The sequence below is a fragment of the Mesorhizobium sp. M1169 genome (assembly GCF_040318345.1).
Taxonomy (GTDB): domain Bacteria; phylum Pseudomonadota; class Alphaproteobacteria; order Rhizobiales; family Rhizobiaceae; genus Mesorhizobium.
The window spans coordinates 1-21,776 of the sequence record NZ_JAMYME010000002.1 but is presented as its reverse complement, the minus strand read 5'-3'; the positions used below and the strand labels follow the sequence as shown (position 1 = coordinate 21,776).

The window sequence follows — 21,776 nt, the reverse complement described above, 5'->3', positions numbered from 1 at the left end:
CCGACAAGGAACGCCATCCTTTGTGGGTCAGTTCATCCGGCATAGCCGCGCCGGACCAACCCCATGGAGAAATAGATGAGCGTGCAAGACGTGTGGAAATACGAAGAATCTGCGCTGGTGCTGATCGACTACCAGCCGGAAATGTTCAGCCAGATCCGATCCGAAACGCCGGCCAACCTGGTCGAGCTCAACGTGCGGCTACTGATCAGGGCTGCACGGGCTTTCGACATGCCCATTATTCTCTCGACGGTCGGTGCAAACATGGGTGTCAACGGCCCCACGGTTCCGGCGATCCTCGCCGAACTGCCCGGCATCGAGGTGATCGATCGCTCGACAATGAACTCGTGGGAAGATCCGGCCTTTCGCGCCGCGGTCGAGAAGACCGGCCGCAAACGGCTGATCATCGGCGCCCTCTGGACCGAGATCTGCCTTGCCTTCCCGGTCATCGATGCGCTCAAGGACGGCCATGACGTGGCTTTCCCGGTCGACGCCGTCGGCGGTCGGTCGCAGCTTGCCCACAGCACGGCGATCCAGCGGCTCACTCATGCCGGGGCGGTCCCCAGTACGGCCTTGGCTGTCGTTACCGAACTCTTCCGCGACTGGGCGGGGCCGGTGGCCGACAAGGCCCGCACGCTGGTGTACTGGTATTACGAGGAGCTTGCGAAGCTGCAGGGTCCGGCCGCAAAGGCCGCCTGAAGCGCCAGGCCGAGCACGGTTGGAGCGGCGGGGAAGCCTCTGACAGGGCCGATTTTTCCCGCCTGTTCTACCGGCAGCACCGGCGAGCCCCGCATAGTCGGCTCTCCCGCCGCCAATTTCCCTATTTTCGAAAAGGACGATCAAAATGAAAACTCAAACCGGCGCCGTTCGCGGCCCCATCAATCGTTGGAGCCTGGCGCTGTGGATCGCACAGGCGCTCCTGGCTCTCCTCTATCTGGCAGCCGGTGGCGCGAAACTGACACAGCCCATCGACGCGCTCGCCGCGAGCATGAGCTTCGTCACCCATGTACCGGAAGCCGTCACACGGCTGATCGGCACTCTCGAAGTGCTGGGCGCTGTCGGTCTCATCCTGCCGGCCGCGACGCGGATCAAGCCCTGGCTGACGCCGCTGGCGGCTGTCGGGCTTTCACTCATACAGGTGGGGGCGATCATCACGCATGCGCTGCTCGGCGAGACGGCCAAGATGCTGCCCATCAACCTGACGCTGCTCGCCTTGTCCTTGTTCATTGCCTGGGCCCGGCTGCGGAAAGCCAAGATCCCGGCTCGCTGAGCATGGCGAGTCACGAAGAGGGTAGGCCGGCCCGCCACTCGCGGATCACGACCCGTTGACGCAGACATCTACCGACATCGAGCCCCTGGAGCTTCAAAATGCAATTCGGAATCTTCTCTGTCAGCGACGTAACGCGCAACCCGATCACAGGCGTCACGCCGAGCGAGGCGCAGCGGATCGATGCGATCGTCAAGATCGCGAAGCGGGCGGACGAGGTCGGGCTCGATGTCTTCGCCATCGGCGAGCACCACAACCCACCCTTTTTCTCGTCCTCGCCGACGACTCTGCTCGCCCATATCGCCGCGCAGACGCAGCGCATCATCCTCAGCACCGCCGTGACGCTCATCACGACCAATGACCCGGTGAAGATCGCGGAAGACTACGCGATGCTGCAGCATCTCTCGAAGGGGCGGACGGACCTGATGCTCGGCCGCGGGAATACAGTGCCGGTCTATCCCTGGTTTGGGAAGGATATGCGTGACGGCGTCGCACTGGCGCTCGAGAACTACAATCTGCTCCACAAGCTGTGGCGCGAGGACGTTGTCGATTGGCAAGGCAAATTCCGGACCCCGCTGCAAGGCTTCACGTCGATCCCGCGTCCGCTCGACGACGTTCCTCCCTTTGTCTGGCACGGCTCGATCCGCACTCCGGAGATCGCCGAGCAGGCGGCTTTTTACGGGAACGGCTATTTCGCCAACAACATCCTTGCGCCCAACCTGCACTTCCTGCCGCTGGTGAACTTCTACCGCGAGCGGTTCGAGCATTACGGACATGGCACCAAGGAGCAGGCCGTCGTCGGGCTTGGTGGCTATGCCTTCATCGCGAAGCGCTCGCAGGACGCATACGACCGATTCCGGCCCTATTTCGAAGGCAGCCCCATCTACGGAAAGACCTATCGGCTGGAAGAATATTCGCGCGATACGCCGCTCAGTGTTGGTAGCCCGCAGGAGGTCATCGACAGGACGCTGAGCTTCCGGGAAGCCTTCGGCGACTACCAGCGGCAGCTGTGGGTTCTCGACGCCATGGGGCTGCCGCTGGAGATGGCTCTCGAGCAGGTCGAGCTGCTGGGCACTGAGGTGGTGCCCGTGCTCCGCAAGGAGATGGCGGCGCGACGCTCGCCGGGCGCCGCCCTAGCCCCGACGCACCGGAGCCTGGTGGAGGTCAAGTATGGAGACCAGCCGCCGCGCCAGCCGCGCCCAAATGCCAATCGCGGAGACAACCTGACGGACGTCCAGCCGTATCGCGATACTGACGAAAACGTTACAGCGCGCGCCCCGCTGGTCGCGGGGCAGGCTGCGCGGTCCGGCAATGTCGCGAAGCGATAGGCCCCGGTGGTGTCTTCAGGGAAAGGATTAGAGAGATGACGAAGACCATCGAGAACAGGGGGAAGCCCATGCGGCTCGTCGTCGTGAACGCAGGCGTAAACGATCCCTCGACAACGCGGATGCTGGCCGACCGCATCGCACAGAAGAGTATCGAACGCATCACAGATACGGGAAAGACCGCCGTCCTTAGCGTCATCGACCTGGCTCCGCTTGCAGTCGATATTGCGCGTGCCGTGGTGGCCGGATTTCCCGAGGCCAAGGTGCAGTCCGTAATCGAAACGCTTGCCGGCGCGGATGCCGTCGTTGCCGCCACGCCAGTCTACAAGGCCGGTGTCAGCGGGCTGTTCAAGTCGTTCATCGATATCCTCGACAACGACTTGCTCATTGCCAAACCGGTGATCCTCGCCGCGACGGCCGGCACCGCCCGCCATGCGATGGTCGCGGACGCGCAGATGCGCCCGCTTTTCGCGTTTCTGCGCACTTTTCCCGTGCCAACATCGATCTTTGCTGCCCCGGAAGATTGGGGGTCGCCGGAGCTCGGCGGTCGCATCGATCGAGCTGCTACCGAGCTCACCCAGTTCCTGTTGAGTGGCACCAGCCGATCCATCGCGGACGCGGCATGGAAAGGCTATCAACACCAGTTCGCAGGCAATGCGGCGCGCGCGGAGCGCAGCGCTGCCGATGTCAATTTCGACACCGATCTGATGAAGCTGGCCGCAGGAGGGACGGCTGTAGAGCGGATGATCGTCAGAGGCTGAGGGAGCTGAATTTCCTTGCCCAATCCTTTGGCCTGGCAATCCACCACCATATGGAAATGCTGTTCATGCAGCCGTGCTCTATTGGTTCCTCTCGATTGGGCTAGAGCTCATCCAGCATCGGCTTGAAGTGAAACTCGGCCGTGGTTACCGGGCCGCCTAACGTCTCGATCACAGATGCTCAACGGACCTTGAACCATGACTGACGGCGGGATGGGCCGTCTCCTCGATCGGGGAACACTGAGAGTCTCGACGACGGCTTTGGCATTGCCCGAGGTGCAGCAGATGTCGGACTCAGCCGTCACGGCGGCGGAAATGTTGACGTAGGTGACAATTGGAATGCCGGATACCGCTGTCGCAGCAGGCGGATGTTGGCACCACCAGATAGCAGGCTCGGCCCCTGAAATCATTGAAGCTTTTTGGACAGGGCGCTACCAAAGTTTCAGTTTTTGTTGTTATTTCAACAGCTTATCCGTAGGGTGGTAGCGGGAGAGGGACTTGAACCCCCGACCCCAGGATTATGATTCCCGTGCTCTAACCAACTGAGCTACCCCGCCAGGGCGGCGAAGGCCCGAAATCCAGCTTAAATCGGCAGGCATATCGGCGCGTTCGCCAAGGTCGCGCGGATATAAGGTTGCGAGGCCAAGCCTGTCAAGCATCGAAGTGGCTGCCGCGCCGGCATATTGCTGGCGCCGAAAGCTTTGCCGGGCAGACATTTGAGCGCACAGGCCGGGGTTGAGTTCAGCGAGGCACGTCGCTATGTCTCGGCCACGAAAGTCATGGTCATGAATTGATGAAACCGCGCATTGCAGTCCTCGGTTGCGGATACTGGGGCAGCAACCATATCCGCACCCTAAAGGCGCTCGGCGCGCTGCATGCGGTTTCGGACGTCAACCCCGCGCGCGCGGAGGGTTTTGCCAGCGAGCAGGATTGCCTGGCGATAGAGCCGGAGGCGCTGTTTGCCCGCGACGATGTCGACGCCATCGTCATGGCGCTGCCGCCGCAGTTCCATGCCGACATGGCGGTGCGCGCCGTGCTCGGCGGCAAGGACGTGCTGGTGGAGAAGCCGATCGCGCTGACGGTGGCCGATGCCGAACGCTCGGTGCAGGCGGCCGCCGATAATGGCCGTGTCTTCATGGTCGGCCACGTGCTGCGCTTTCATCCCGCCTTCGAGACGCTGAAGGCGCTGATCGACAATGGCGAACTCGGCGAAGTCCGCTACATCCATTCGCATCGGCTCGGCCTCGGCAAGTTCCACACCGAAAACGACGCGCTATGGGATCTGGCGCCGCACGATCTGTCGATGATCCTGGCCATCACCGGCACCGAACCGGTCGAAGTGCGCGGCGAAGGCGCTGCTCTTCTCGACAATCTCAGCGACTTTGCGCATCTGCACATGCGCTTTCCCAACGGCCTGCGCGGCCATCTGTTCGCCTCGCGGCTCAACCCTTACCGCGAACGGCGGCTGACCGTTGTCGGCACCAAGGCGATGGCGGTGTTCGACGATGTCGAGCCGTGGGAGCGCAAGCTTGCCGTCTATCGCCACGCGGTGTGGCAGGACAGCGGCCAATGGGCGTTCACCGCCAACGAGCCGTCCTATGTCGCGGTCGGTGAGGGCATGCCGCTGACGCGCGAGTTGGAGCATTTCATCCACTGCATCGAGACGCGGGCCGAACCGCGCACCAGCGGCGAGGAGGCCATCCGCGTGCTGCGCATCCTGACCGCCGGCACCGTCGCCCATACAAGGCCCTAAGAGAAAACGCCGTCTATTCGGCGGGAACCCGCGCCGGCTGGACGGCAAGCCGCGTCAGCATCGCCTCGGCCTCGGCGCCGCGCTCGGAGCGCTCGATGAAGCCGCCGCCGAACACGCGCGCCTCGTTGCCATCGTCGGAATAGAGCACGCAAGCCTGACCGGGCGCGATGCCGGATTCGCCGTCGACCAGTTCCACCGAAGTGACACCGACGCGGTGATGCAGCACGGCCGGGCGCGGCGGCCGCGTCGAGCGCACCTTGGCGAAAAGCTCAAGCCCGGCCGCCGGGATAGCGGTCAGCGGGCCATCGCCCAGCCAGTTCATGTTGCGCAAGAAGATCTTGTGGGTCTCCAGCGCCTCGCGCGGGCCGACGACGACGCGGGCCCGGTCGGCGTCGAGATGAACGACGTAGAGCGGCTCGCCCGAGGCGATGCCGATGCCGCGGCGCTGACCGACGGTGTAGCGCAAAATGCCCTCGTGGCGGCCAAGCACGCGCCCGTCTATATGGACGATGTCGCCCGGATTGGCGGCAGCCGGCTTCAGCTTGGCGATGATGTCGGAATACTTGCCCTGCGGCACGAAGCAGATGTCCTGGCTGTCCTGCTTGGCCGCAACCGTCAGTCCCATCTCCTCGGCGATGGCGCGAACCTCAGGCTTCGACAGGCCGCCGAGCGGAAAACGCAGATAGTCGATCTGCGCCTGGGTGGTGGCGAACAGGAAGTAGCTCTGGTCGCGGTCGGCGTCGACCGGCCGGTAAAGCGCGCGGTGGGCGCCATTGGCGCCGGAACGGATGTAGTGGCCGGTCGCCAGCGCGTCGGCGCCGAGTTCCTTGGCGGTCGCAAGAAGGTCGGCGAATTTCACCGTCTGATTGCAGGAAACGCAAGGGATCGGCGTTTCGCCGGCGACATAGCTCTCGGCGAACGGGTCGATCACCGCCTTGCGGAAGCGCTCCTCGTAATCGAGGACGTAATGCGGGATGCCGAGCGTCTCGGAGACGCGGCGGGCATCGTCGATGTCCTGGCCGGCGCAGCATGAGCCGGCCCGGTGCGTTGCCGCGCCGTGGTCATAAAGCTGCAGCGTGACACCGACGACGTCGTAGCCCTCGCGCTTCAGGAGGCCGGCAACGACCGACGAATCGACACCGCCCGACATGGCGACGACGACGCGGGTGTTTTCGGGGCGTCCGGGAAGATCGAGGCTGTTCATGGTTCTTTCGTTCTGCGCGGCGCTTCAATGCCAATGGCCGGAATATAGGTCAAGCGTCTCGGCTGCGCCAGCTTTGCCGGGCCGGCTCATTTTTCCTGCCGGGTTCAATGCGCTTGCCGGCAGATGTTTCAAATGCCGATGAAAAGGCTAACGCCGCGTTCATGATCCTTACCTAACCATTAGGGTCTGCTTAGGCAAATTTTAAAGCTGTGGCGGTAATGTGGTGGGGATTGGGTCTTTGAGTTTTTTGTAGAGAGTACGATGACCGATCTAATTAGACCGCGAGTCAAATATGTTATCGGGCCGGACGGCAGCCCACTTACCATCGCCGATCTGCCGCCGACGAACACACGTCGCTGGGTTATCCGGCGCAAGGCGGAAGTGGTGGCGGCGGTGCGTGGCGGGCTTTTGAGCCTCGAAGAGGCATGCCAGCGCTACAAGCTCACCACCGAGGAATTCCTGTCCTGGCAAGCGTCGATCGACGAATACGGCCTTGCCGGCCTGCGCACCACGCGCATCCAGCAATACCGGCATTAGGCCGATAAGGGCGCTGATCAGCGCCCTTACGTCTGCGAGGGTCGACGATCTGCAATTTCAGACCGTCAGCACCACCTTGCCGATCGGCCTGGTTGCGAGAAAGGCATGGGCGGCACCGGCCTGTTCGAGGGGAAACGCCTTTGCCACGTGGACGGCCAGCTTTTTCGCGTCGATCAATTTGCCGAGCTCCACCAGAGCGGCACGGTCGGGCACTACGGACATGCGCTCGACGTGGATGCCTCGCGTCCTGGCCTTTGCCTTGGTGGCATCGCTGACATCGAGCAGCGACACCAGAACGCCGCCGGCAGTGAGCACTTTCAGTGATTGCTCCGCATGCACGCCGCCGAACGGGTCCAGAACCAGATCGATGTCGCGGGCCTTCGCGGCGAAATCGTCCCTTGTGTAGTCGATCACCTCGTCGGCGCCGAGCGAGCGGACGAAATCGAGCTTTTCCGGGCTGGCGGTCGCGACGACGTAAGCGCCGTGCGCCTTGGCGATCTGCACCGCCAGGTGGCCGACGCCGCCGGCTCCGGCGTGGATCAGCACGCGCTTGGCAGAATCGAGCCGGCCATGGCGGACAAGGCCTTGCCAGGCCGTCAGGCCGGCCAGCGGCAGCGCGGCGGCTTGCGCGTGATCTATGCCTTCAGGTTTCGGCGCAAGCTCATCAGCCGGGACAGCGGCGAGTTCGGCGTAGGCTGCCGCCTGTTTGGGAAAGCGCGGCATGCCGAACACGGCATCGCCGACCTTGAGGCCGGAGACGCCGGAGCCCAGCGCCTCGACAGTCCCCGAAACGTCCCAGCCAAGGACAAAAGGCGGCTCGCCAAGCAGCGGATAGTGGCCGCCGCGCACTGCGCCATCGACCGGATTGATGCCGGCCGCTTCGATGCGGACGAGCACTTCGCCGGCTTCGGGTGATGGCGCGGGGCGATCGGCAATGACGAGGACATCGGGTCCGCCGAAGGAATTCTGGATAATGGCACGCATGGAAGGCTCTCCTGCTGGTTTTGATGTGCCACTATCATTTGGATAGTTATTTTCTCTTGTCTAGTATGTACCTTTTTGATATATATGCACCCCATGGATAGTGAAGATGTTTCCCCTTTTGGCTATGACGCCTTTCGGCGGTCGTGCCCGTCACACGCCGTGCTCGAGACGCTCGCCAGCAAATGGGTCTACCTGGTGATCTGTGCGCTGCGCCGGGGCCGGCTCCGCAACGGCGAATTGGCGCGCAAGCTCGAAGGCATCACGCCGAAAATGCTGACGCAGACGCTGCGTATCCTGGAACGCGACGGGCTTGTGCGGCGCGAGGTTTTCCCGGTCATTCCGCCGCGGGTCGAATATGAGTTGACCGAACTTGGCCAGAACCTGGCAGGGCTGCTCAATCAGATCAGAGCCTGGTCGGAGCAGCATGTGCCCGACATCAAAAATGCGCGCGCACGGGCGGCGGAACAGCAAGAAGATCTGGATGCCTGAGGCGGGCACAGTTCGGTGCGCAGCAATAGCGCGCAAGCGCGACGCGCGTTAAAGTCTTGTTTTCACCCGATCATGGCGCTGCGGCCGCCGGCTTCTGTGTCGCGCGCCTTGGTGTCGCGCGATTCCAGCATCTCGGCCTTGGAAAGCTCCGCTTCGGCTTCGCTCAGCAATGATTCGGCGACATTTCGCTGCTGGGCGAGGTCGCTTTGCGAATTTCTAAGGTTGTCGCGGCGCAGACGTGCCGCCTTGGCGAAGGTCGGATAAGCAAAGTGATTGATGTCGGTGATGCCGGCCTTCTTCTCTTCGGCAGCAATCTGAAGTTCCAGCTCGACGGCCATGCGCTCGAATTCGGCGATCATCATGTCGAGCTGCAGCAGCTGCCGCCGCTTCTCGCTCACCTGAAATTGCTTCAGCCGAACGAGGTTTTCACGTGACTTCATGATTCGGTACTCCCGGAAACGCACACCTGCACATATCGTCCAATTCACCCGGCAAGGCCCAGGCTTGACCCGTTTCCACCGGCTTTCCCCGAACTATGGGAAACAAACTCCTAAAGTTTTTTGCCGGCGGTAACCATTCGTTTACGGGCATTGTTAATCATACGGCTCAGGACTTAAGGGCGGGTAAAAATTCTGCTTCTCGTCGGGAAACCCGGCCAACGAGTCCGAAGAGTCACTTAGTCTGGCTTATTAATGTGCTGCGTTAACGGTTTGGGTCTGTGATTCGTTATTGGATTCAACAAGGTGTAGAAAGGGGTTAAAAAATCTGATACCGTCATGGACGGGGAATTAGGTTTTATTAACCATTCGATGGCAGCCTCTGCTCAGGCAATCACTGCTCCGGTCCTGGACGGGTCGTGAAATGGTCCGGCAGCAGAAAAGGGGAATGAAATGCGCGTTCTGCTGATAGAAGACGACAGTGCAACCGCACAAAGCATCGAGCTGATGCTGAAATCGGAAAGTTTCAATGTCTATACGACTGACCTTGGTGAAGAGGGCGTCGATCTAGGCAAGCTTTACGATTACGACATCATTCTCCTCGACCTCAATCTCCCCGACATGTCGGGCTATGAAGTTTTGAGAACACTTCGCCTGTCCAAGGTGAAGACGCCGATCCTCATCCTCTCCGGCATGGCCGGCATCGAGGACAAGGTGCGCGGCCTCGGCTTCGGCGCCGACGATTACATGACCAAGCCCTTTCACAAGGACGAACTGGTCGCCCGCATCCATGCCATCGTGCGGCGTTCCAAGGGCCACGCCCAGTCGGTCATCACCACCGGCGACCTAGTGGTCAATCTCGATGCCAAGACCGTTGAGGTCGGTGGCCAGCGCGTGCATCTGACCGGCAAGGAATATCAGATGCTGGAACTGCTCTCGCTGCGCAAGGGCACCACGCTGACCAAGGAAATGTTCCTTAACCATCTCTATGGCGGCATGGATGAGCCAGAACTGAAGATCATCGACGTCTTCATCTGCAAGCTGCGCAAGAAGCTTGACGCCGCGTCTGGCGGGCAGAATTACATCGAGACCGTCTGGGGCCGCGGCTATGTGCTGCGTGAGCCCGAAGATATCCGCGTCAGCGCCTGAACTAGGGGCGTGATCCCAAGGTGGGCGCCGATTTTTTCGGAAAAGAACCCGGCAAAACAACAAGATAGAGCCGATCCGATTTTCGTCGGAATGGAACAGCTCTGATCAGGCGGCAATCTTCAAGGCGCGGAAGCACTCGAGCAGTTGCGGCCGGTTGAACGGCTTCAGCAGGTAGCCCTGGGCGCCGGCTCGTTTTGCCCGCATGATCGCCCCGACATCGACCTCGACCAGCGAAATCAAAACCTGCGGCAATACCGGGCTTTCCATGGCGCGCAGGCGGCGGATGAGGTCCTGCGCCTGCATGTCCGGCAAGGCGCCGTCGACGACGATGATATCAGGCATGTCGGCCGCGCACATCTCGATCGCCTCGTGGCCGCTGGCGGCTTCGATCACCATCATGCCGGAACCGCCCAGGATACGCCTTGCGACCTTCCTGATGACGCTCGAATTGTCGACGAACATGCAGCGTTTCATTCCGGGACCCTCTTTGCCATGCGGCGAACCGGCAGCGTCGTGGCATCTGCCGGGGAACATAGGCCGATCTGGTAAAGAAGCCGAAAAGCCGTTAGGTAAAATTTTCCTGAAGGTGTTTTAAGTGAAATCTTCTTTCGCAATGCTTCACGCAATCAATCCGCAAGCCCGCCCACAGATGTTAGGACAACGCCGCAAATATGACTTGAGAAAAATACTTTCCCCGCTCTTTAGGAGAACTTCAGGCTGCGGAAAGGACGATCTCGTCGGCGGTCGCATGGATCGAAATCGTCATGTTGGCTTCGCGGGCTAGGAGCAGCGTGTAATAGGGCTGCACCGAATGCGCGTCGATCGGCTCTTCCGGCCTGTGGCCGGAATGCAATTCCAGGAATTTGGGCGGCACGCGCAGCATCGGGCCGCTCGCCGCGAGCGCAAAGCGCGGCTCGGTCTCGAGGTTCTCCAGCGTGACCACCAGCCTGCCGCCGCGCGGAATGGCGGCGTTAGCGACGAGGATGAGATTGAGCAGCAGCTTGACCTTGTTCTTGGGCAACAGTGCGCGGGTTCCGTTCCAGATCAGTTCCGGCTTCTCGTTCTTCAGGAAGGCGATGGCCACGGCCTCGGCGTCCCCGGTGTCGATCAGCATGCCGGCGGAACCGGCGGCACCGAAGGCGATGCGGGCGAATTGCAGGCGGGCGGAGGCGTTTTTGGCGCTTTGGCGGATCAGCTTCATGGCGTCTTCGTCGGCGCCGCCTTCGTCGAGCAGCTCAAGCCCGTTGTTTATGGCACCGACCGGCGAAATGATGTCGTGGCAGACCCGGCTGCACAGCAGCGCTGCCAGATCGGGTGCGGAAAGGGTGAAAAGCTCGGCCATCGGCAAAAATCCCTGCAAATTTCACAACACAATGACCGGGCGATCATGATCACGCCTGTCCACACGAATCACGCTCTCTCCCAAGCATTCTGAATACACAGCGCTTGTGCGTGCAGCAACAAATCCGAAATCATGATTGTCGAAAATGGCGTGTTCACGCAGCAGGGTGCTGCGCGGGCGATGTGAAAACAGCCTTCGAACCGCCATCTTCATGTGGGAGTTTAATGGTTGAAAAAGGATTACGGCATAGTTTGCCCCTAACAGTCATCCTTAACGGCCGCCAAAGAGCCGTACGGGTGCGAGGCGTCGGCGAAAGTGCTCCCTGACGGAGATTGGAAGCATGGTTTCCCGATTCTACGACCGGACTTTTTTCCGTGTCATCTCAATGACGATCGCGCTCATCGGCCTTGTCGCCTTTTCGGCATCGGCCGCGCGGGCGCAGGAATACACCGCGCAGGAGATCGTCGATTCCGGTCATAAATTCTTCGGCGCGACGTCGGGCGGGCTCGCCACCGTCGTCGAGAAGATTTTCGCCACCTATGGCCTGCCGAACGGCTATCTGCTCGGCGAAGAGGGGTCCGGGGCGCTGATCGGTGGCCTGACCTATGGCGAAGGCACGCTCTACACCAAGAATGCCGGCGACCACAAAGTGTTCTGGCAAGGCCCTTCGCTCGGCTGGGATTTCGGCGGCGAGGGCTCGCGCGTCATGATGCTGGTCTACAATCTCGACGATGTGAGCAGCCTCTATAATCGTTTTGGCGGCGTCGCCGGCTCCGCCTATGTCGTCGCCGGCGTCGGCTTCAACGTGCTGAAGAACAACAATGTGCTGCTCGTGCCGATCCGTACCGGCGTCGGCGCCCGTCTCGGCGTCAATCTCGGCTACCTCAAGCTCACCCAGCGCGCGACCTGGAATCCGTTCTGACACCTGCATGATGGCGCCACTGCGATTGGAGCTGTGATCCCACGGTCTGAGCTTTGCCGCGGCATACTCTTGCCGTGGCGCCGGATTTCCGTCATGCGAAGATGGCAAAGTCGACCTTTGGCGGTTGCCATGCACAACGGATAGTCATCTTGGTCCAGTCGATCCTGTTCTTTGTTCTCGGCTTTCTCTGCGCCGGCTTCCTGGCGCTGATGATTGCTCCGGCCGTGTGGCGGCGGGCGGTGGCGCTGACGCGCAAGCGCGTCGAGGGCTCGATGCCGTTGACGCTGGCCGAGATCCAGGCGGACAAGGATCGCATTCGCGCCGAGTTCGCGGTTTCGGTGCGCCGGCTTGAAATGACCGTCAAGTCATTGCGCGAGAAAGCCGCCGAACAGCTGGTCGAGATCGGCCGCGACCGCGAAGCCCTGAAGGAATTGGCGGCCGAGCGACAGGACAAGAACCGGGTCGTCGCCGATCTTACAGCCAGCGGCGAGGAGCTTCGCAAGCGCGATGAGCAACTGCAGCAGCTGTCGGAACGGCTTGCGGAGACCGAGCGCGCCCTCGAAAAGCGCGGGCTCGAACTGCGGAAACTGGAGCACATGTATGACGACGCCAGTTTTTCATCCAGCAGCAGGCAGATCGAGCTGGTGGCGCGCGAATCCGAGCTGCAGAAGTTGGCAAGCGACATTTCGCTGCTGCGCGGCCAGCGCAAGGAGGCGGACAGGCGCAGCCAGGAATTGGCAGCCGAAAGCAAGGTTTTGCGGGACGCGCTGAAGGCCGAGAAGAAAAGAACCGGCGACCTGGAAAAGAAGGTCGAACGCCTGCTCGCCTCGCTGGCCGATCGCGAGGACAGGCTCGAGCGCCGCGAGAAGGAACTGGTGCGCCTTCGCGAAAAGCCGAAAGGCGCTGAAAGGGCGCCTGCGGTGGGTCTTGCCGGCGTGCCAGGCACCCAGGTCAATGTGGCCGCCAACGGCGACATCGAACAGACAACCGCCAAGCTCGACGCCGACCGCGAGCGGCTGGAGGCCAGGCTGACGTCGCTGGCACGCGAGAACAGGCGGCTGAAGACAGATCTTGCTGCCGTCGAAACGTCGAAATCGCGGACCGGAGACGATACCGGCAGCGCCAGCGCGGCATTGCGCGAAGAGATGAACGATCTGGCGGCGCAAGTCGTGGCCTTGACGGCAAAGCTCGACGGGCCGGATTCGCCGATCGCCCGGGCGCTTGCAGCGCCTGAGGATACGCGGCCGGGGAGCGGCGGACGCAGCCTTGCCGATCGGGTGCGGGCGCTGCAGAAGGCCGCTTCGACCGACTAAGATTCCACAAGCGCGAGCGGGACGCCCCGGCTCTAAATTAGGCTCCGGAAAAATGATGCAGCGCGATGGCTGATGCGGCGGCGACGTTCAGGCTGTCGAAGCCCTGCGCCATACCGATCCGCAGAGTCTGCAGGCGGGCAAGCAGGCTTTCCGGCAGGCCTTCGCCCTCGGTGCCGAGATAGAGCGCCAGCCGCTCGTTTCTCTTGGCATCGCGAATGTCGATCTGCCCGCGCGGCGACAAGGCGAATTGGCTGAAGCCTTGCCGGTCGAGCATTGCGGTGCAGCCGGCGGTATCGGCAAAGCAGGCGAAGGGGACTTTCAAGGCCGCGCCCACCGAGACGCGGATTGCCTTGCGGTACAACGGATCGCAGCAGGTCGGATCGAGAAGCGCGGCATCCGCGCCAAAGGCGGCGGCATTGCGGAAGATCGATCCCATATTGTCATGATTGGCGATGCCGACCAGCACCACGATCAGCGCGCGGGCGGGCAGTGCGCCGAGCAAAGCTTCAGCGGAGACGGCCGCGCCCTTGCGGCCGATCGCCAATATGCCGCGATGCATGTGGAATCCGGCAATCCTGTCCATGACTTCGCCGGATGCGACATAGATCGGAAGCCCGGCAGGCGCCTTGCGCAGGACGTCATCGAGGCCGGCCAGCCGGTTCTCGAGCACCAGCACCGATTCTGCCTCGAAGCGACGGGCGGCAAGCAGCGTGTCGAGCACCACCTTGCCTTCGGCGACGAAACGGCCCTGCCGGCCGGCAAGATCGCGTTCCCGGATGTCGAGATAGGCGGCGACGCGAGGATCCTGCGGGTCGTCTATGCGGATCGGATTCATGGCTTCCTCGGCGGATCTTGGCGTCGGCCGCGAATCGGGATTCGGCTTCGGAAGGCATGATGCCGGATCCGAAGCTCTGACCGTATCTCAGCGTCCAAATGGATGCACGCCGTTCTAACGGTCAAATCCAATCACAAGGCGCCGGGCCGAGACGCCTTGCCTGGCCTCCTGGCGGCATGGAGATATTGATTCCCGCGGCACGGCACTTCGGCCAAGCCGCTTCAATGCAGAATTTCGATGGGGCGAAGGAACCCCACGGGGCCATGCCGCGTCATAGAGGCGGGCTCCTGCTGCGGTCCTGGGACGACATCGATGATCAGGCTCCTCCTCGTCTTTGCCGCCACACTTGCCCTCGCATGCGGCGTGGCCCGCGCGGCCAAGCTCGATCCAGCCACCGTCAATCAGTCCCAATTCACTATCGGCGAACCGAAGGGTGTCGATCCGATGCTGCTGAAGGCGCAGATCCTTCTGGATCGCGCCCGCTTCTCGCCGGGCCTCATCGACGGTCGCCTTTCCCGGAACTTCGCCAAAGCCGTCGCCGCGTTTCAGGCGGCAAACGGACTTCCGCCCGATGGCAAGCTCAGTCCACAAACCTGGAGCAAACTCATCGCAACCTCCGCCAAGCCGGTGCTGGTGACCTATGAGGTGATGCGCAAGGATGTGCGCGGACCGTTCACCAGGCGTATTCCGGCTCGCTTGGAGAGGATGGCCCGCTTGCGGCGGCTCGGCTACCGCAATGCGGTGGAGAGGTTGGCCGAGCGCTTCCACGTCAGCGACCAATTGCTGCGAATGCTCAATCCGGGCACCAGCCTCAGGAAACCAGGCAGGACCTTGGTGGTGCCTGATGTCGGCAGAGGCGACCCTCCCGCCGGCGTCGCCACCGTCGAGGTCGACAAGGGCGCTCGCCTGGTGCGTGTGCTCGACCGTGCCGGCAAATGGCTGGCGGTCTACCCGGCCTCGATTGGGAGCGAGGAGAAGCCGGCGCCAAGCGGCATGGCGGAGGTCAGGCGCGTGGTGCACAACCCTACCTATCATTACGATCCGGACTTCGCTTTCAAGGGGGTCAAGACCAAGCGGCCCTTCACCATCGCTGCCGGGCCGAACAATCCCGTGGGATCGGTCTGGATCGACCTCTCCATCGAAAGCTACGGCATCCACGGCACGCCCGAACCAGGCAAGATCGGCACGACCTTTTCGCATGGCTGCATCCGGTTGACCAATTGGGATGCCGAAGACCTTGCCTCCATGGTGCAGCCGGGCACGAATGTCGAGTTCAAGGACGAGATTGCGCAGGCCGCCGACGAGCGTGTTCAGTAGCAAGGCTGACTTGGCAGGAGGGCGGACTTGGCAGCAAGGCGGATTTGGCGGGGCATTCTCCGCCTCGGCCGCTCAGGTCCCGGCGCGACGCAGCCGGTGAGCCATCTGCGACAGTTCACCTTCGCCGAAAATGCCGTCCAGCATGTGCAGCAATTCGCGCACCGCCGCGGACTTGCAGGAATAATAGATCATTTGCCGGTCGCGGCGGGTCTCGACAAGGTCGGAAGCCCTGAGCTTGGCCAGATGCTGTGACAGGGCGGATTGGCTGAGCGATACCTTCTCGGCTATGGCGCCGACCGACATCTCGCCCTCGGCCAGATAGCTCATGATCAACAAACGTTTTTCGTTGCCCATCAGCGTCAGAAACGCAGCCGCGGTTCCGGCGTTGGCGACTAGTTTGTTCGAGACCATAGATCCCCCATGCCTTCTTGCTCATCCGCCGCTATGGGGGCAATAGCGTCGGATTCCATAGACTTTCCCTATAGATGCACGCCAGCGATTCAGCGTCACTCGCAAAGGTAGAACATTTCGCTCAAATCTCAAGGCTTGCTTTCCACGCAAGCCGATTAACTGTGCGGCTGTGATTAATTTGCCGATCGGGCAGCCTTGGCCATGTCAACCAGGACAGGCCTGAGGTCGCGCGCCGCCCTCAGCGGCTCGGGGAAGAAAACCCGACAGACATTGTCGCCCGATATGAGATCCATGCCGTCGGCGTCGAACCCGGTGACGATCCAGCCGTCACTCTCGGCCCCGCCGAAATGACTTGCGTAGAGGGCAATCGCATCGAGATGGTCGGCGTTCATGTGGTCGAGCGCCGATTGCTCGCCGGCGGCAAGCTCTTCGACGATCGTTCCCGTCGCGACCAGATCGGTGCGGTCGAGCAGATAGGCCTTGCCGAAGCCGCCGTTCAGGCTGGCGCGCTCCGGTTCGAGCCGGAAGATCGAGAAGTCGCCGAGCCCGGCATACAGTTTTGCCTTGGGGTTGCGGTTGAGGTAGCGCCGCTCGGCGCGGGCGTGTTCGTTCGAGCCGCGCTCCAGCCGCACGGCGCGGCAGACGAGCGTCAATCGCGGATGCGCCAGCGGATCGCCCTTGCCGGGTTCGCCGACCAGCAACGAGCAGCGCGGGTCGGCAAGGATGGCGCCGGTATGAGCGGACAGCATCGACACCAGGATCAATGGCGTGCCGTCGATGTCTGTGGCGACGCCGACCCGGCTGGCCAGCGGCGAACCGGTTCCTGGTTCGAGGACTGCCAACGCGCCGAAACGGGCGCTGCGGATCAGCGTCTTTGCCAGCCTGATCGCCTCGGTATCGGTCGCGCGGATCACGTCTTTCCTGGGTTCGTCCAAGGCATCACCGTCGCATTTATTTCGGCGCCATGCGGATGGCGCCGTCGAGGCGAATTGTCTCGCCGTTGAGCATCTGGTTCTCGATGATGTGCAAGGCAAGTGCCGCGTATTCCGAAGGCTCGCCCAAACGGGAAGGGAAGGGCACAGCGGCGCCGAGCGAATCCTGCACCTCCTGCGGCATGCCGGCCATCATCGGCGTCCTGAAGATGCCGGGTGCGATGGTGCAGACGCGAATGCCGGAGCGGGCGAGATCGCGCGCCACCGGCAGCGTCATGCCGACGACGCCGGCCTTGGACGCGGAATAGGCGGCCTGGCCGATCTGGCCGTCATAGGCCGCGACCGACGCGGTGTTGACGATGACACCGCGCTCGCCGCCCTGCAGCGGCTCGAGCCTGGCGGTCCGGTCGGCGACCAGGCGGATCATGTTGAAGGTGCCGATCAGATTGACCTCGATCAACTTGCGGTATTGATCGAGCGGATGCGGTCCGTCCTTGCCGATCGTCTTCATGCCGACAATGATGCCGGCGCAATTGACCAGGATGCGCGGTGCGCCGAGCGTCTCTGCCGCTTCCGCGACTGCGGCGGCACCGCTCTCGGCGTCGCTCACATCACATCGGACGGCGATGCCGCCGATGTCGGCCGCCACCTTGGCCGCACGCTCGATACCGAGATCGAGGACGGCAACCCTGGCGCCGCCGGCGGCAAGAGCGCGCGCCGTCGCCTCGCCAAGGCCGGAGCCGCCACCGGTGACGATCGCAATCTGGCCGTTCGGGTTCATCTCGACGTCCTCCTCCGTGTCCAGACTATGCCGCCAAGCCACCGTGCGACAGCACCGGCACGGTCATGCCATCGCGGCGATGTGCGCGGCAATCCTTGCCTGGTCGGCGTGGCAAACCTCGCCCGCCAGCCTCGCCAACGCGCCCGGCACGATCTCGTGCGCCAAAAGCCGGTCGGGGTCGACCGGACGCGGCATCGAGATCTGCCCGCGCGGCAGCCTCCTGAAGCCGAGCGGGCCGTAGTAGGGTTCGTCGCCGACCAGCATCACCGCCGGCGCGCCGGCGTTGGCGGCGGCTTCCAGCGCGATTGTCACCAGCTTGCGGCCGATGCCGAGATTTTTGAAGGCCGGCCGCACAGCGAGCGGCCCGAGCATCAGCGCGCGGCCAGCGCCGGCGGCGATGCGCGTCATCCGTACCGAGGCGACGACGATTGTGCCATCGACGGCCACGAAGGACAAAGCCCGTTCATGCGGGCCACCTTGGCGGATCTTGTAGGCGGCGAGCACGAAGCGACCTGGCCCGAAGGCCTCGTCATTGATGGCTTCGATTTCAGGATCGTGCGCCGGAGTTTCCGGCAGGTATTTCACGTCGGCCAGGTATTTCAAGTCGGCAAGGCTCATGGTCTTTGCGTTCCGGTATGCGAGGAAAGGTTTGCTGCAAGCGGCAGCGTTCGCCAGTCAGCGCTTCATCAAGCGCGGGCGCTCTTTCGTCGTCGGTCGAACCGGATCACGGCAAAGTCGAACATGCGGATGTCCGCTAGCACCAATTTTCAGCCGCCGCAATTGGCCCGCGCAGCCGACCGCACTCGACGACGCAGCCGTTGACGATCTGTTCAGCATCGGGGATTTCCGCGGCGCCGCTTGGTGCCCTACATCGCGTAGGAACGCGAAAGGATATTGCATGGGATTGCTAGTCGAAGGCCAATGGCAGGACCGCTGGCACGATAGCGGGGAGAGCGGCGGCAGGTTCGTGCGGGCGCAGTCGCAGTGGCGCGACTGGGTGACCCGCGACGGCACGCCGGCCGAAGGGCGAAAACGCGGCTTCAAGGCCGAGCCCGGCCGCTATCACCTCTATGTCTCGCTCGCCTGCCCGTGGGCGCATCGGACGCTGATCTTTCGCGTGCTCAAAAAACTCGAGGACGTGATTTCCGTCTCGGTCGTCCATCATTTCATGGGCGCCGACGGCTGGACGTTCCTGGCCGAGGACGGCGCCACCGGCGACACGCTCTACGGCCTCGATTTCCTGCACCAGATCTACACCAGGGCCGATCCCGGCTATTCGGGCCGAGTCACCGTTCCGGTGCTGTGGGACAAACGCGAGCAGACCATCGTTTCCAACGAATCCTCCGAGATCATCCGCATGCTCAATTCGGCCTTCGACGAATGGGGCGATGCCAGGCTCGATTTTTATCCGCAACCGTTGTGCGGCGAGATCGATGCGATCAATGCGCTGGTCTATCCCGCGGTCAACAACGGCGTCTACCGTGCCGGCTTCGCCACCACGCAGGCAGCCTACGAGGAGGCATTCGGCGAATTGTTCTCGGCGCTCGACATGCTGGAGGACCGTCTGTCAAGGCAGCGCTATCTCGTCGGCAGCCGCATCACCGAGGCGGACTGGCGGCTGTTCACGACACTGGTCCGCTTCGACCCGGTCTATGTCGGCCATTTCAAGTGCAATCTGCGCCGCATCGCCGACTATCCGAACCTGTCGAATTACCTGCGCGATCTCTACCAGGTGCCGGGCGTCGCCGGCACGGTGAATTTGCACCACATCAAGGCGCATTATTACGGCAGCCACGAGACCATCAACCCGACGCGCATCGTGCCGGTCGGGCCGGAGCTGGACTACGGCGCGCCGCATGACCGGGACAGGTTCAGGAATGCGGCGTGAAATCAGCGATCTAGCGGAAGGTCTCGGAGTCCATCTTTGCCCTTCTAACGAGTTCAGCTTTCAATATGGTATTTCCAAATCGATTGGAGTAGCCGAGCGACGTTGCAAGGAACGCAACGATGCCGCTGATCATGACGATCACGACCGACATCTGGGGCGGGATTGCGCGTAACAATCCCGACGGCAGAAGCACAGCCATTCCCAAAATCATTTCTATCAGGGTTGAGAAGCCGACCATTTTCCAGAATTCAGTGCGAGTAAAAAGCTGAGCATGTCGCTTTATAAAAACGAAATATGTCACGAATGCCGCAACTAATTGTATTGTGAATTGGATGAATCTTCCAACTTTTGCTAACATGTATGGATCTATCCCAAGAACTATTGTCGAAATTAACGCTATAACGGAAAATGTTATCACATTAATTCCCGTGTAAAGTGATACATAGAGCGCGATTCTAAATCTATCGTTTTGGCTGTGTTGCATTTTTTCTCCTCATCGCTCAGCATTTATCTCTCTGAGAACAATGAATGCTGCTGGCCTATACCGACGCAGCCAAAGCTGTTGAAGAGATGATCTACCAGTAAGGCGATGCCGAATTCCCCCCAAAAACTTCGGCAATCCGCCGCAGCGTCGCCGGTGTCGTGCCCTGGGGCAAGCGGTCGAGCGGGAAGAAGCCGGCTTCGGCGATCTCGCGGTCGGGCAGCTTGGGCGCTGTCTGGTTGAACTCCTCGACCAGATAGAGGCCGACATGGTCGCGGCGGCTGGCGCGGCGGTTGAAATGCAGCGACTTCAGCACCGGCGGTCCGGTCAGCGCGATGTTGCCTTCCTCGAAGATTTCGCGTGTCAGCGCTTCGATCATCGTCTCGCCCAACTCGACGCCACCGCCCGGAAGGTGCCAGCCCGGGACATAGGTGTGGCGGATGAGGAAGACGGAATTGGAGGGGCGGTCGTGGATCAAGCCGCGCACGCCGAGCGTCATCGGCCGCCGCAGTACGAAATACAGGTGAAACAGCCTCGCCCTGAAGCCCGGCCAGCCGGTCTGACGCAGGGCTTGCTCCAGATCCGGCGTCGTCATCGTCCGCGAAACCGTGAGTGGAAAGCCGCGCGCGGCTCGCCTATGAAGAAAAGATGTTCAGGCTCGCGCATATTTCCGATGTCCATCTGGGGCCGCTTCCCGATGTAACCTATCGCGATCTCGCCTCCAAGCGCGTGGTCGGTTACGTCAATTGGCAGCGCAACCGCCGCCGCTACATGCATGATGCAGTCATCGACACCATCGTCGCCGACATGAAGGCCAGCGGGCCGGACCATCTCGCCATCACCGGCGACCTGGTCAATCTGGCGCTCGACGGCGAGGTCGAGATGGCCAAGCACTGGCTGGAGACGCTGGGCTCGCCCAATGACGTGTCGGTCGTGCCGGGAAACCATGACGCCTATGTGCCGGGCGCCTTCGACAAGACCTGCCGGTCCTGGGCGGCGTGGATGACCGGCGACGGCGTCAACACGCCGGTCGATCGCAACACTTTTCCCTATTTGCGCGTACGCGGCAATGTTGCGCTGGTCGGCGTCTCGACGGCGCGCGCCACGGCTCCGTTCATGGCCAACGGCTTCTTTCTGGAAGGCCAGGCGGAAAGGCTGCGCGGCATCCTCGACGCCACAGGCAAGCGCGGCCTGTTCCGGGTGATCATGATCCACCATCCGCCGGTGCGCGGCGCGGTTTCCCAGAACAAGCGGCTGTTCGGCATCTCGCGCTTCCACAAGGTTCTTCACCGGCACGGTGCCGAGCTTGTGCTGCACGGCCATTCGCATGTGCCGTCGCTGTTCTTCATCGGCGCCCGCAAGATCAAAATTCCGGTGGTCGGGGTCGCCGCCGCCGGGCAGGCGCCCGGCAGTTCGCATGCGCCGGCGCAATACAATCTGCTCGACATCGACGGTGAAAAGGACAATTGGCGGATCAGGCTGACGCGCCGCGGCCTGACCGGGCCGGCATTGCCGCCCAGCGACCTGCAGACGCTGGAGCTTGGCGTGGGGGCCGAGGCGTCGATGGCTAGAGTATCCGTGTTGGTCAAGGGAGAGATGGTGTCCAGGTCCGATTGTCCCTGAGTAGTGCGTTTGCGAGGATGATGAGCTTTCG

The 21,776-nt window shown here is 62.2% G+C and carries 25 protein-coding genes, 1 tRNA gene and 1 pseudogene; 14 read left to right on the top strand and 13 right to left on the bottom strand.

Annotated elements, in window-relative coordinates:
• Positions 1-75 precede the first annotated feature (75 nt).
• The 4 genes from NKH41_RS01995 to NKH41_RS01980 all read left to right on the top strand — a co-directional run bounded on the left by NKH41_RS01995 (position 76) and on the right by NKH41_RS01980 (position 3,350).
• Positions 76-696 carry an isochorismatase family protein gene (locus NKH41_RS01995; protein ID WP_352767278.1) on the top strand — a complete coding sequence of 207 codons (621 nt, stop codon included), beginning with the start codon at positions 76-78 and terminating at the stop codon, positions 694-696.
• A gap of 145 nt (positions 697-841) precedes the next feature.
• Positions 842-1,267 carry a DoxX family protein gene (locus NKH41_RS01990; RefSeq protein WP_352767280.1) on the top strand — a complete coding sequence of 142 codons (426 nt, stop codon included), beginning with the start codon at positions 842-844 and terminating at the stop codon, positions 1,265-1,267.
• Positions 1,268-1,365: 98 nt separating this feature from the next.
• Positions 1,366-2,592 (top strand): CE1758 family FMN-dependent luciferase-like monooxygenase, encoded by a 1,227-nt coding sequence (locus NKH41_RS01985; protein ID WP_352767282.1) that lies wholly within the window; start codon positions 1,366-1,368, stop codon positions 2,590-2,592.
• A gap of 35 nt (positions 2,593-2,627) precedes the next feature.
• Positions 2,628-3,350, top strand: a complete 723-nt coding sequence (locus tag NKH41_RS01980; RefSeq protein WP_352767284.1) for a CE1759 family FMN reductase — start codon at positions 2,628-2,630, stop codon at positions 3,348-3,350.
• 227 nt (positions 3,351-3,577) lie between these two features.
• Here the strand turns inward: NKH41_RS01980 and nadA are convergent.
• A pseudogene (gene nadA, locus NKH41_RS01975) lies at positions 3,578-3,720 on the bottom strand (quinolinate synthase NadA); the annotation flags it as partial.
• Positions 3,721-3,827: 107 nt separating this feature from the next.
• Positions 3,828-3,904 (bottom strand) — tRNA-Met (locus NKH41_RS01970).
• A 236-nt stretch (positions 3,905-4,140) separates the two neighbouring features.
• Here NKH41_RS01970 and NKH41_RS01965 point away from each other — a divergent pair.
• Complete coding sequence (locus NKH41_RS01965) at positions 4,141-5,100, top strand: Gfo/Idh/MocA family protein (protein WP_352466761.1); 960 nt, start codon at positions 4,141-4,143, stop codon at positions 5,098-5,100.
• A 13-nt stretch (positions 5,101-5,113) separates the two neighbouring features.
• Here the strand turns inward: NKH41_RS01965 and mnmA are convergent, their stop codons facing one another.
• Positions 5,114-6,304, bottom strand: coding sequence for a tRNA 2-thiouridine(34) synthase MnmA (gene mnmA, locus NKH41_RS01960; RefSeq protein WP_352767286.1), 1,191 nt, complete (start codon positions 6,302-6,304; stop codon positions 5,114-5,116).
• Between the two features lie 261 nt (positions 6,305-6,565).
• On the opposite strand from mnmA, the gene sciP reads away from it, so the two are divergent.
• Positions 6,566-6,841 carry a CtrA inhibitor SciP gene (sciP, locus tag NKH41_RS01955; RefSeq protein WP_023679563.1) on the top strand — a complete coding sequence of 92 codons (276 nt, stop codon included), beginning with the start codon at positions 6,566-6,568 and terminating at the stop codon, positions 6,839-6,841.
• A gap of 57 nt (positions 6,842-6,898) precedes the next feature.
• On the opposite strand, the gene NKH41_RS01950 is transcribed toward sciP, so the two are convergent.
• Positions 6,899-7,825 carry an NADP-dependent oxidoreductase gene (locus NKH41_RS01950; protein WP_352767288.1) on the bottom strand — a complete coding sequence of 309 codons (927 nt, stop codon included), beginning with the start codon at positions 7,823-7,825 and terminating at the stop codon, positions 6,899-6,901.
• Between the two features lie 93 nt (positions 7,826-7,918).
• On the opposite strand from NKH41_RS01950, the gene NKH41_RS01945 reads away from it, so the two are divergent.
• A complete protein-coding gene (locus NKH41_RS01945) occupies positions 7,919-8,314 on the top strand; it encodes a winged helix-turn-helix transcriptional regulator (protein ID WP_352469683.1) in 396 nt (131 codons plus the stop codon).
• A gap of 62 nt (positions 8,315-8,376) precedes the next feature.
• Here NKH41_RS01945 and NKH41_RS01940 read toward each other — a convergent pair whose 3' ends face one another.
• A complete protein-coding gene (locus tag NKH41_RS01940) occupies positions 8,377-8,754 on the bottom strand; it encodes a flagellar export protein FliJ (RefSeq protein ID WP_023719275.1) in 378 nt (125 codons plus the stop codon).
• Between the two features lie 450 nt (positions 8,755-9,204).
• Here NKH41_RS01940 and ctrA point away from each other — a divergent pair, with 450 nt between their 5' ends.
• Positions 9,205-9,900: a response regulator transcription factor CtrA gene (gene ctrA / locus NKH41_RS01935; protein WP_006203583.1), complete on the top strand. Its 696-nt coding sequence runs from the start codon at positions 9,205-9,207 to the stop codon at positions 9,898-9,900.
• Positions 9,901-10,005: 105 nt separating this feature from the next.
• On the opposite strand, the gene NKH41_RS01930 is transcribed toward ctrA, so the two are convergent.
• Positions 10,006-10,374 (bottom strand): response regulator, encoded by a 369-nt coding sequence (locus NKH41_RS01930; protein WP_352452918.1) that lies wholly within the window; start codon positions 10,372-10,374, stop codon positions 10,006-10,008.
• Positions 10,375-10,612: 238 nt separating this feature from the next.
• Entirely contained in the window at positions 10,613-11,242 is a 630-nt protein-coding gene (gene chpT, locus NKH41_RS01925; protein WP_352452917.1) for a histidine phosphotransferase ChpT, read from the bottom strand.
• A gap of 340 nt (positions 11,243-11,582) precedes the next feature.
• On the opposite strand from chpT, the gene NKH41_RS01920 reads away from it, so the two are divergent.
• Positions 11,583-12,164 carry a DUF1134 domain-containing protein gene (locus NKH41_RS01920; RefSeq protein WP_023679557.1) on the top strand — a complete coding sequence of 194 codons (582 nt, stop codon included), beginning with the start codon at positions 11,583-11,585 and terminating at the stop codon, positions 12,162-12,164.
• A gap of 149 nt (positions 12,165-12,313) precedes the next feature.
• Positions 12,314-13,477: a coiled-coil domain-containing protein gene (locus NKH41_RS01915; protein ID WP_352767289.1), complete on the top strand. Its 1,164-nt coding sequence runs from the start codon at positions 12,314-12,316 to the stop codon at positions 13,475-13,477.
• Between the two features lie 37 nt (positions 13,478-13,514).
• On the opposite strand, the gene NKH41_RS01910 is transcribed toward NKH41_RS01915, so the two are convergent.
• On the bottom strand, positions 13,515-14,312 hold the full coding sequence (locus NKH41_RS01910) for a TrmH family RNA methyltransferase (RefSeq protein ID WP_352502237.1): 798 nt from the start codon (positions 14,310-14,312) through the stop codon (positions 13,515-13,517).
• A gap of 312 nt (positions 14,313-14,624) precedes the next feature.
• On the opposite strand from NKH41_RS01910, the gene NKH41_RS01905 reads away from it, so the two are divergent.
• On the top strand, positions 14,625-15,629 hold the full coding sequence (locus NKH41_RS01905) for a L,D-transpeptidase (protein WP_352767291.1): 1,005 nt from the start codon (positions 14,625-14,627) through the stop codon (positions 15,627-15,629).
• Between the two features lie 72 nt (positions 15,630-15,701).
• On the opposite strand, the gene NKH41_RS01900 is transcribed toward NKH41_RS01905, so the two are convergent.
• From NKH41_RS01900 to NKH41_RS01885, 4 genes are all read right to left on the bottom strand, one after another.
• Complete coding sequence (locus NKH41_RS01900) at positions 15,702-16,040, bottom strand: ArsR/SmtB family transcription factor (protein ID WP_023679553.1); 339 nt, start codon at positions 16,038-16,040, stop codon at positions 15,702-15,704.
• Between the two features lie 173 nt (positions 16,041-16,213).
• A complete protein-coding gene (locus tag NKH41_RS01895) occupies positions 16,214-16,975 on the bottom strand; it encodes a HugZ family pyridoxamine 5'-phosphate oxidase (protein ID WP_352767293.1) in 762 nt (253 codons plus the stop codon).
• Between the two features lie 16 nt (positions 16,976-16,991).
• Entirely contained in the window at positions 16,992-17,753 is a 762-nt protein-coding gene (locus NKH41_RS01890) for an SDR family NAD(P)-dependent oxidoreductase (protein WP_352767294.1), read from the bottom strand.
• Positions 17,754-17,816: 63 nt separating this feature from the next.
• Entirely contained in the window at positions 17,817-18,371 is a 555-nt protein-coding gene (locus NKH41_RS01885) for a GNAT family N-acetyltransferase (RefSeq protein WP_352767296.1), read from the bottom strand.
• A gap of 280 nt (positions 18,372-18,651) precedes the next feature.
• Between NKH41_RS01885 and NKH41_RS01880 the strand changes: the two genes are divergently transcribed.
• Both NKH41_RS01880 and NKH41_RS01875 read left to right on the top strand, forming a co-directional pair.
• Positions 18,652-19,641 carry a glutathione S-transferase family protein gene (locus NKH41_RS01880; protein ID WP_352767298.1) on the top strand — a complete coding sequence of 330 codons (990 nt, stop codon included), beginning with the start codon at positions 18,652-18,654 and terminating at the stop codon, positions 19,639-19,641.
• A gap of 119 nt (positions 19,642-19,760) precedes the next feature.
• The gene (locus NKH41_RS01875; protein WP_352469691.1) at positions 19,761-19,910 is read left to right on the top strand and encodes a hypothetical protein; all 150 of its coding nucleotides are present in this window, start codon (positions 19,761-19,763) and stop codon (positions 19,908-19,910) included.
• A 306-nt stretch (positions 19,911-20,216) separates the two neighbouring features.
• Here NKH41_RS01875 and NKH41_RS01870 read toward each other — a convergent pair whose 3' ends face one another.
• Positions 20,217-20,717, bottom strand: a complete 501-nt coding sequence (locus tag NKH41_RS01870; protein WP_352767300.1) for an NUDIX domain-containing protein — start codon at positions 20,715-20,717, stop codon at positions 20,217-20,219.
• Positions 20,718-20,770: 53 nt separating this feature from the next.
• On the opposite strand from NKH41_RS01870, the gene NKH41_RS01865 reads away from it, so the two are divergent.
• Positions 20,771-21,745, top strand: a complete 975-nt coding sequence (locus tag NKH41_RS01865; protein ID WP_352767330.1) for a metallophosphoesterase family protein — start codon at positions 20,771-20,773, stop codon at positions 21,743-21,745.
• Positions 21,746-21,776: the final 31 nt, after the last annotated feature.

What these genes read in the sequence shown, in the direction of transcription:
- NKH41_RS01995 (WP_352767278.1), top strand. Translation starts at nt 76, where the DNA reads ATGAGCGTGCAAGACGTGTGGAAATACGAAGAATCTGCGCTGGTGCTG.
- NKH41_RS01990 (WP_352767280.1), top strand. Translation starts at nt 842, where the DNA reads ATGAAAACTCAAACCGGCGCCGTTCGCGGCCCCATCAATCGTTGGAGC.
- NKH41_RS01985 (WP_352767282.1), top strand. Translation starts at nt 1,366, where the DNA reads ATGCAATTCGGAATCTTCTCTGTCAGCGACGTAACGCGCAACCCGATC.
- NKH41_RS01980 (WP_352767284.1), top strand. Translation starts at nt 2,628, where the DNA reads ATGACGAAGACCATCGAGAACAGGGGGAAGCCCATGCGGCTCGTCGTC.
- NKH41_RS01965 (WP_352466761.1), top strand. Translation starts at nt 4,141, where the DNA reads ATGAAACCGCGCATTGCAGTCCTCGGTTGCGGATACTGGGGCAGCAAC.
- mnmA (WP_352767286.1), bottom strand. Translation starts at nt 6,304, where the DNA reads ATGAACAGCCTCGATCTTCCCGGACGCCCCGAAAACACCCGCGTCGTC.
- sciP (WP_023679563.1), top strand. Translation starts at nt 6,566, where the DNA reads ATGACCGATCTAATTAGACCGCGAGTCAAATATGTTATCGGGCCGGAC.
- NKH41_RS01950 (WP_352767288.1), bottom strand. Translation starts at nt 7,825, where the DNA reads ATGCGTGCCATTATCCAGAATTCCTTCGGCGGACCCGATGTCCTCGTC.
- NKH41_RS01945 (WP_352469683.1), top strand. Translation starts at nt 7,919, where the DNA reads ATGGATAGTGAAGATGTTTCCCCTTTTGGCTATGACGCCTTTCGGCGG.
- NKH41_RS01940 (WP_023719275.1), bottom strand. Translation starts at nt 8,754, where the DNA reads ATGAAGTCACGTGAAAACCTCGTTCGGCTGAAGCAATTTCAGGTGAGC.
- ctrA (WP_006203583.1), top strand. Translation starts at nt 9,205, where the DNA reads ATGCGCGTTCTGCTGATAGAAGACGACAGTGCAACCGCACAAAGCATC.
- NKH41_RS01930 (WP_352452918.1), bottom strand. Translation starts at nt 10,374, where the DNA reads ATGAAACGCTGCATGTTCGTCGACAATTCGAGCGTCATCAGGAAGGTC.
- chpT (WP_352452917.1), bottom strand. Translation starts at nt 11,242, where the DNA reads ATGGCCGAGCTTTTCACCCTTTCCGCACCCGATCTGGCAGCGCTGCTG.
- NKH41_RS01920 (WP_023679557.1), top strand. Translation starts at nt 11,583, where the DNA reads ATGGTTTCCCGATTCTACGACCGGACTTTTTTCCGTGTCATCTCAATG.
- NKH41_RS01910 (WP_352502237.1), bottom strand. Translation starts at nt 14,312, where the DNA reads ATGAATCCGATCCGCATAGACGACCCGCAGGATCCTCGCGTCGCCGCC.
- NKH41_RS01905 (WP_352767291.1), top strand. Translation starts at nt 14,625, where the DNA reads ATGATCAGGCTCCTCCTCGTCTTTGCCGCCACACTTGCCCTCGCATGC.
- NKH41_RS01900 (WP_023679553.1), bottom strand. Translation starts at nt 16,040, where the DNA reads ATGGTCTCGAACAAACTAGTCGCCAACGCCGGAACCGCGGCTGCGTTT.
- NKH41_RS01890 (WP_352767294.1), bottom strand. Translation starts at nt 17,753, where the DNA reads ATGAACCCGAACGGCCAGATTGCGATCGTCACCGGTGGCGGCTCCGGC.
- NKH41_RS01885 (WP_352767296.1), bottom strand. Translation starts at nt 18,371, where the DNA reads ATGAGCCTTGCCGACTTGAAATACCTGGCCGACGTGAAATACCTGCCG.
- NKH41_RS01880 (WP_352767298.1), top strand. Translation starts at nt 18,652, where the DNA reads ATGGGATTGCTAGTCGAAGGCCAATGGCAGGACCGCTGGCACGATAGC.
- NKH41_RS01875 (WP_352469691.1), top strand. Translation starts at nt 19,761, where the DNA reads ATGCCGCTGATCATGACGATCACGACCGACATCTGGGGCGGGATTGCG.
- NKH41_RS01870 (WP_352767300.1), bottom strand. Translation starts at nt 20,717, where the DNA reads ATGACGACGCCGGATCTGGAGCAAGCCCTGCGTCAGACCGGCTGGCCG.
- NKH41_RS01865 (WP_352767330.1), top strand. Translation starts at nt 20,771, where the DNA reads ATGTTCAGGCTCGCGCATATTTCCGATGTCCATCTGGGGCCGCTTCCC.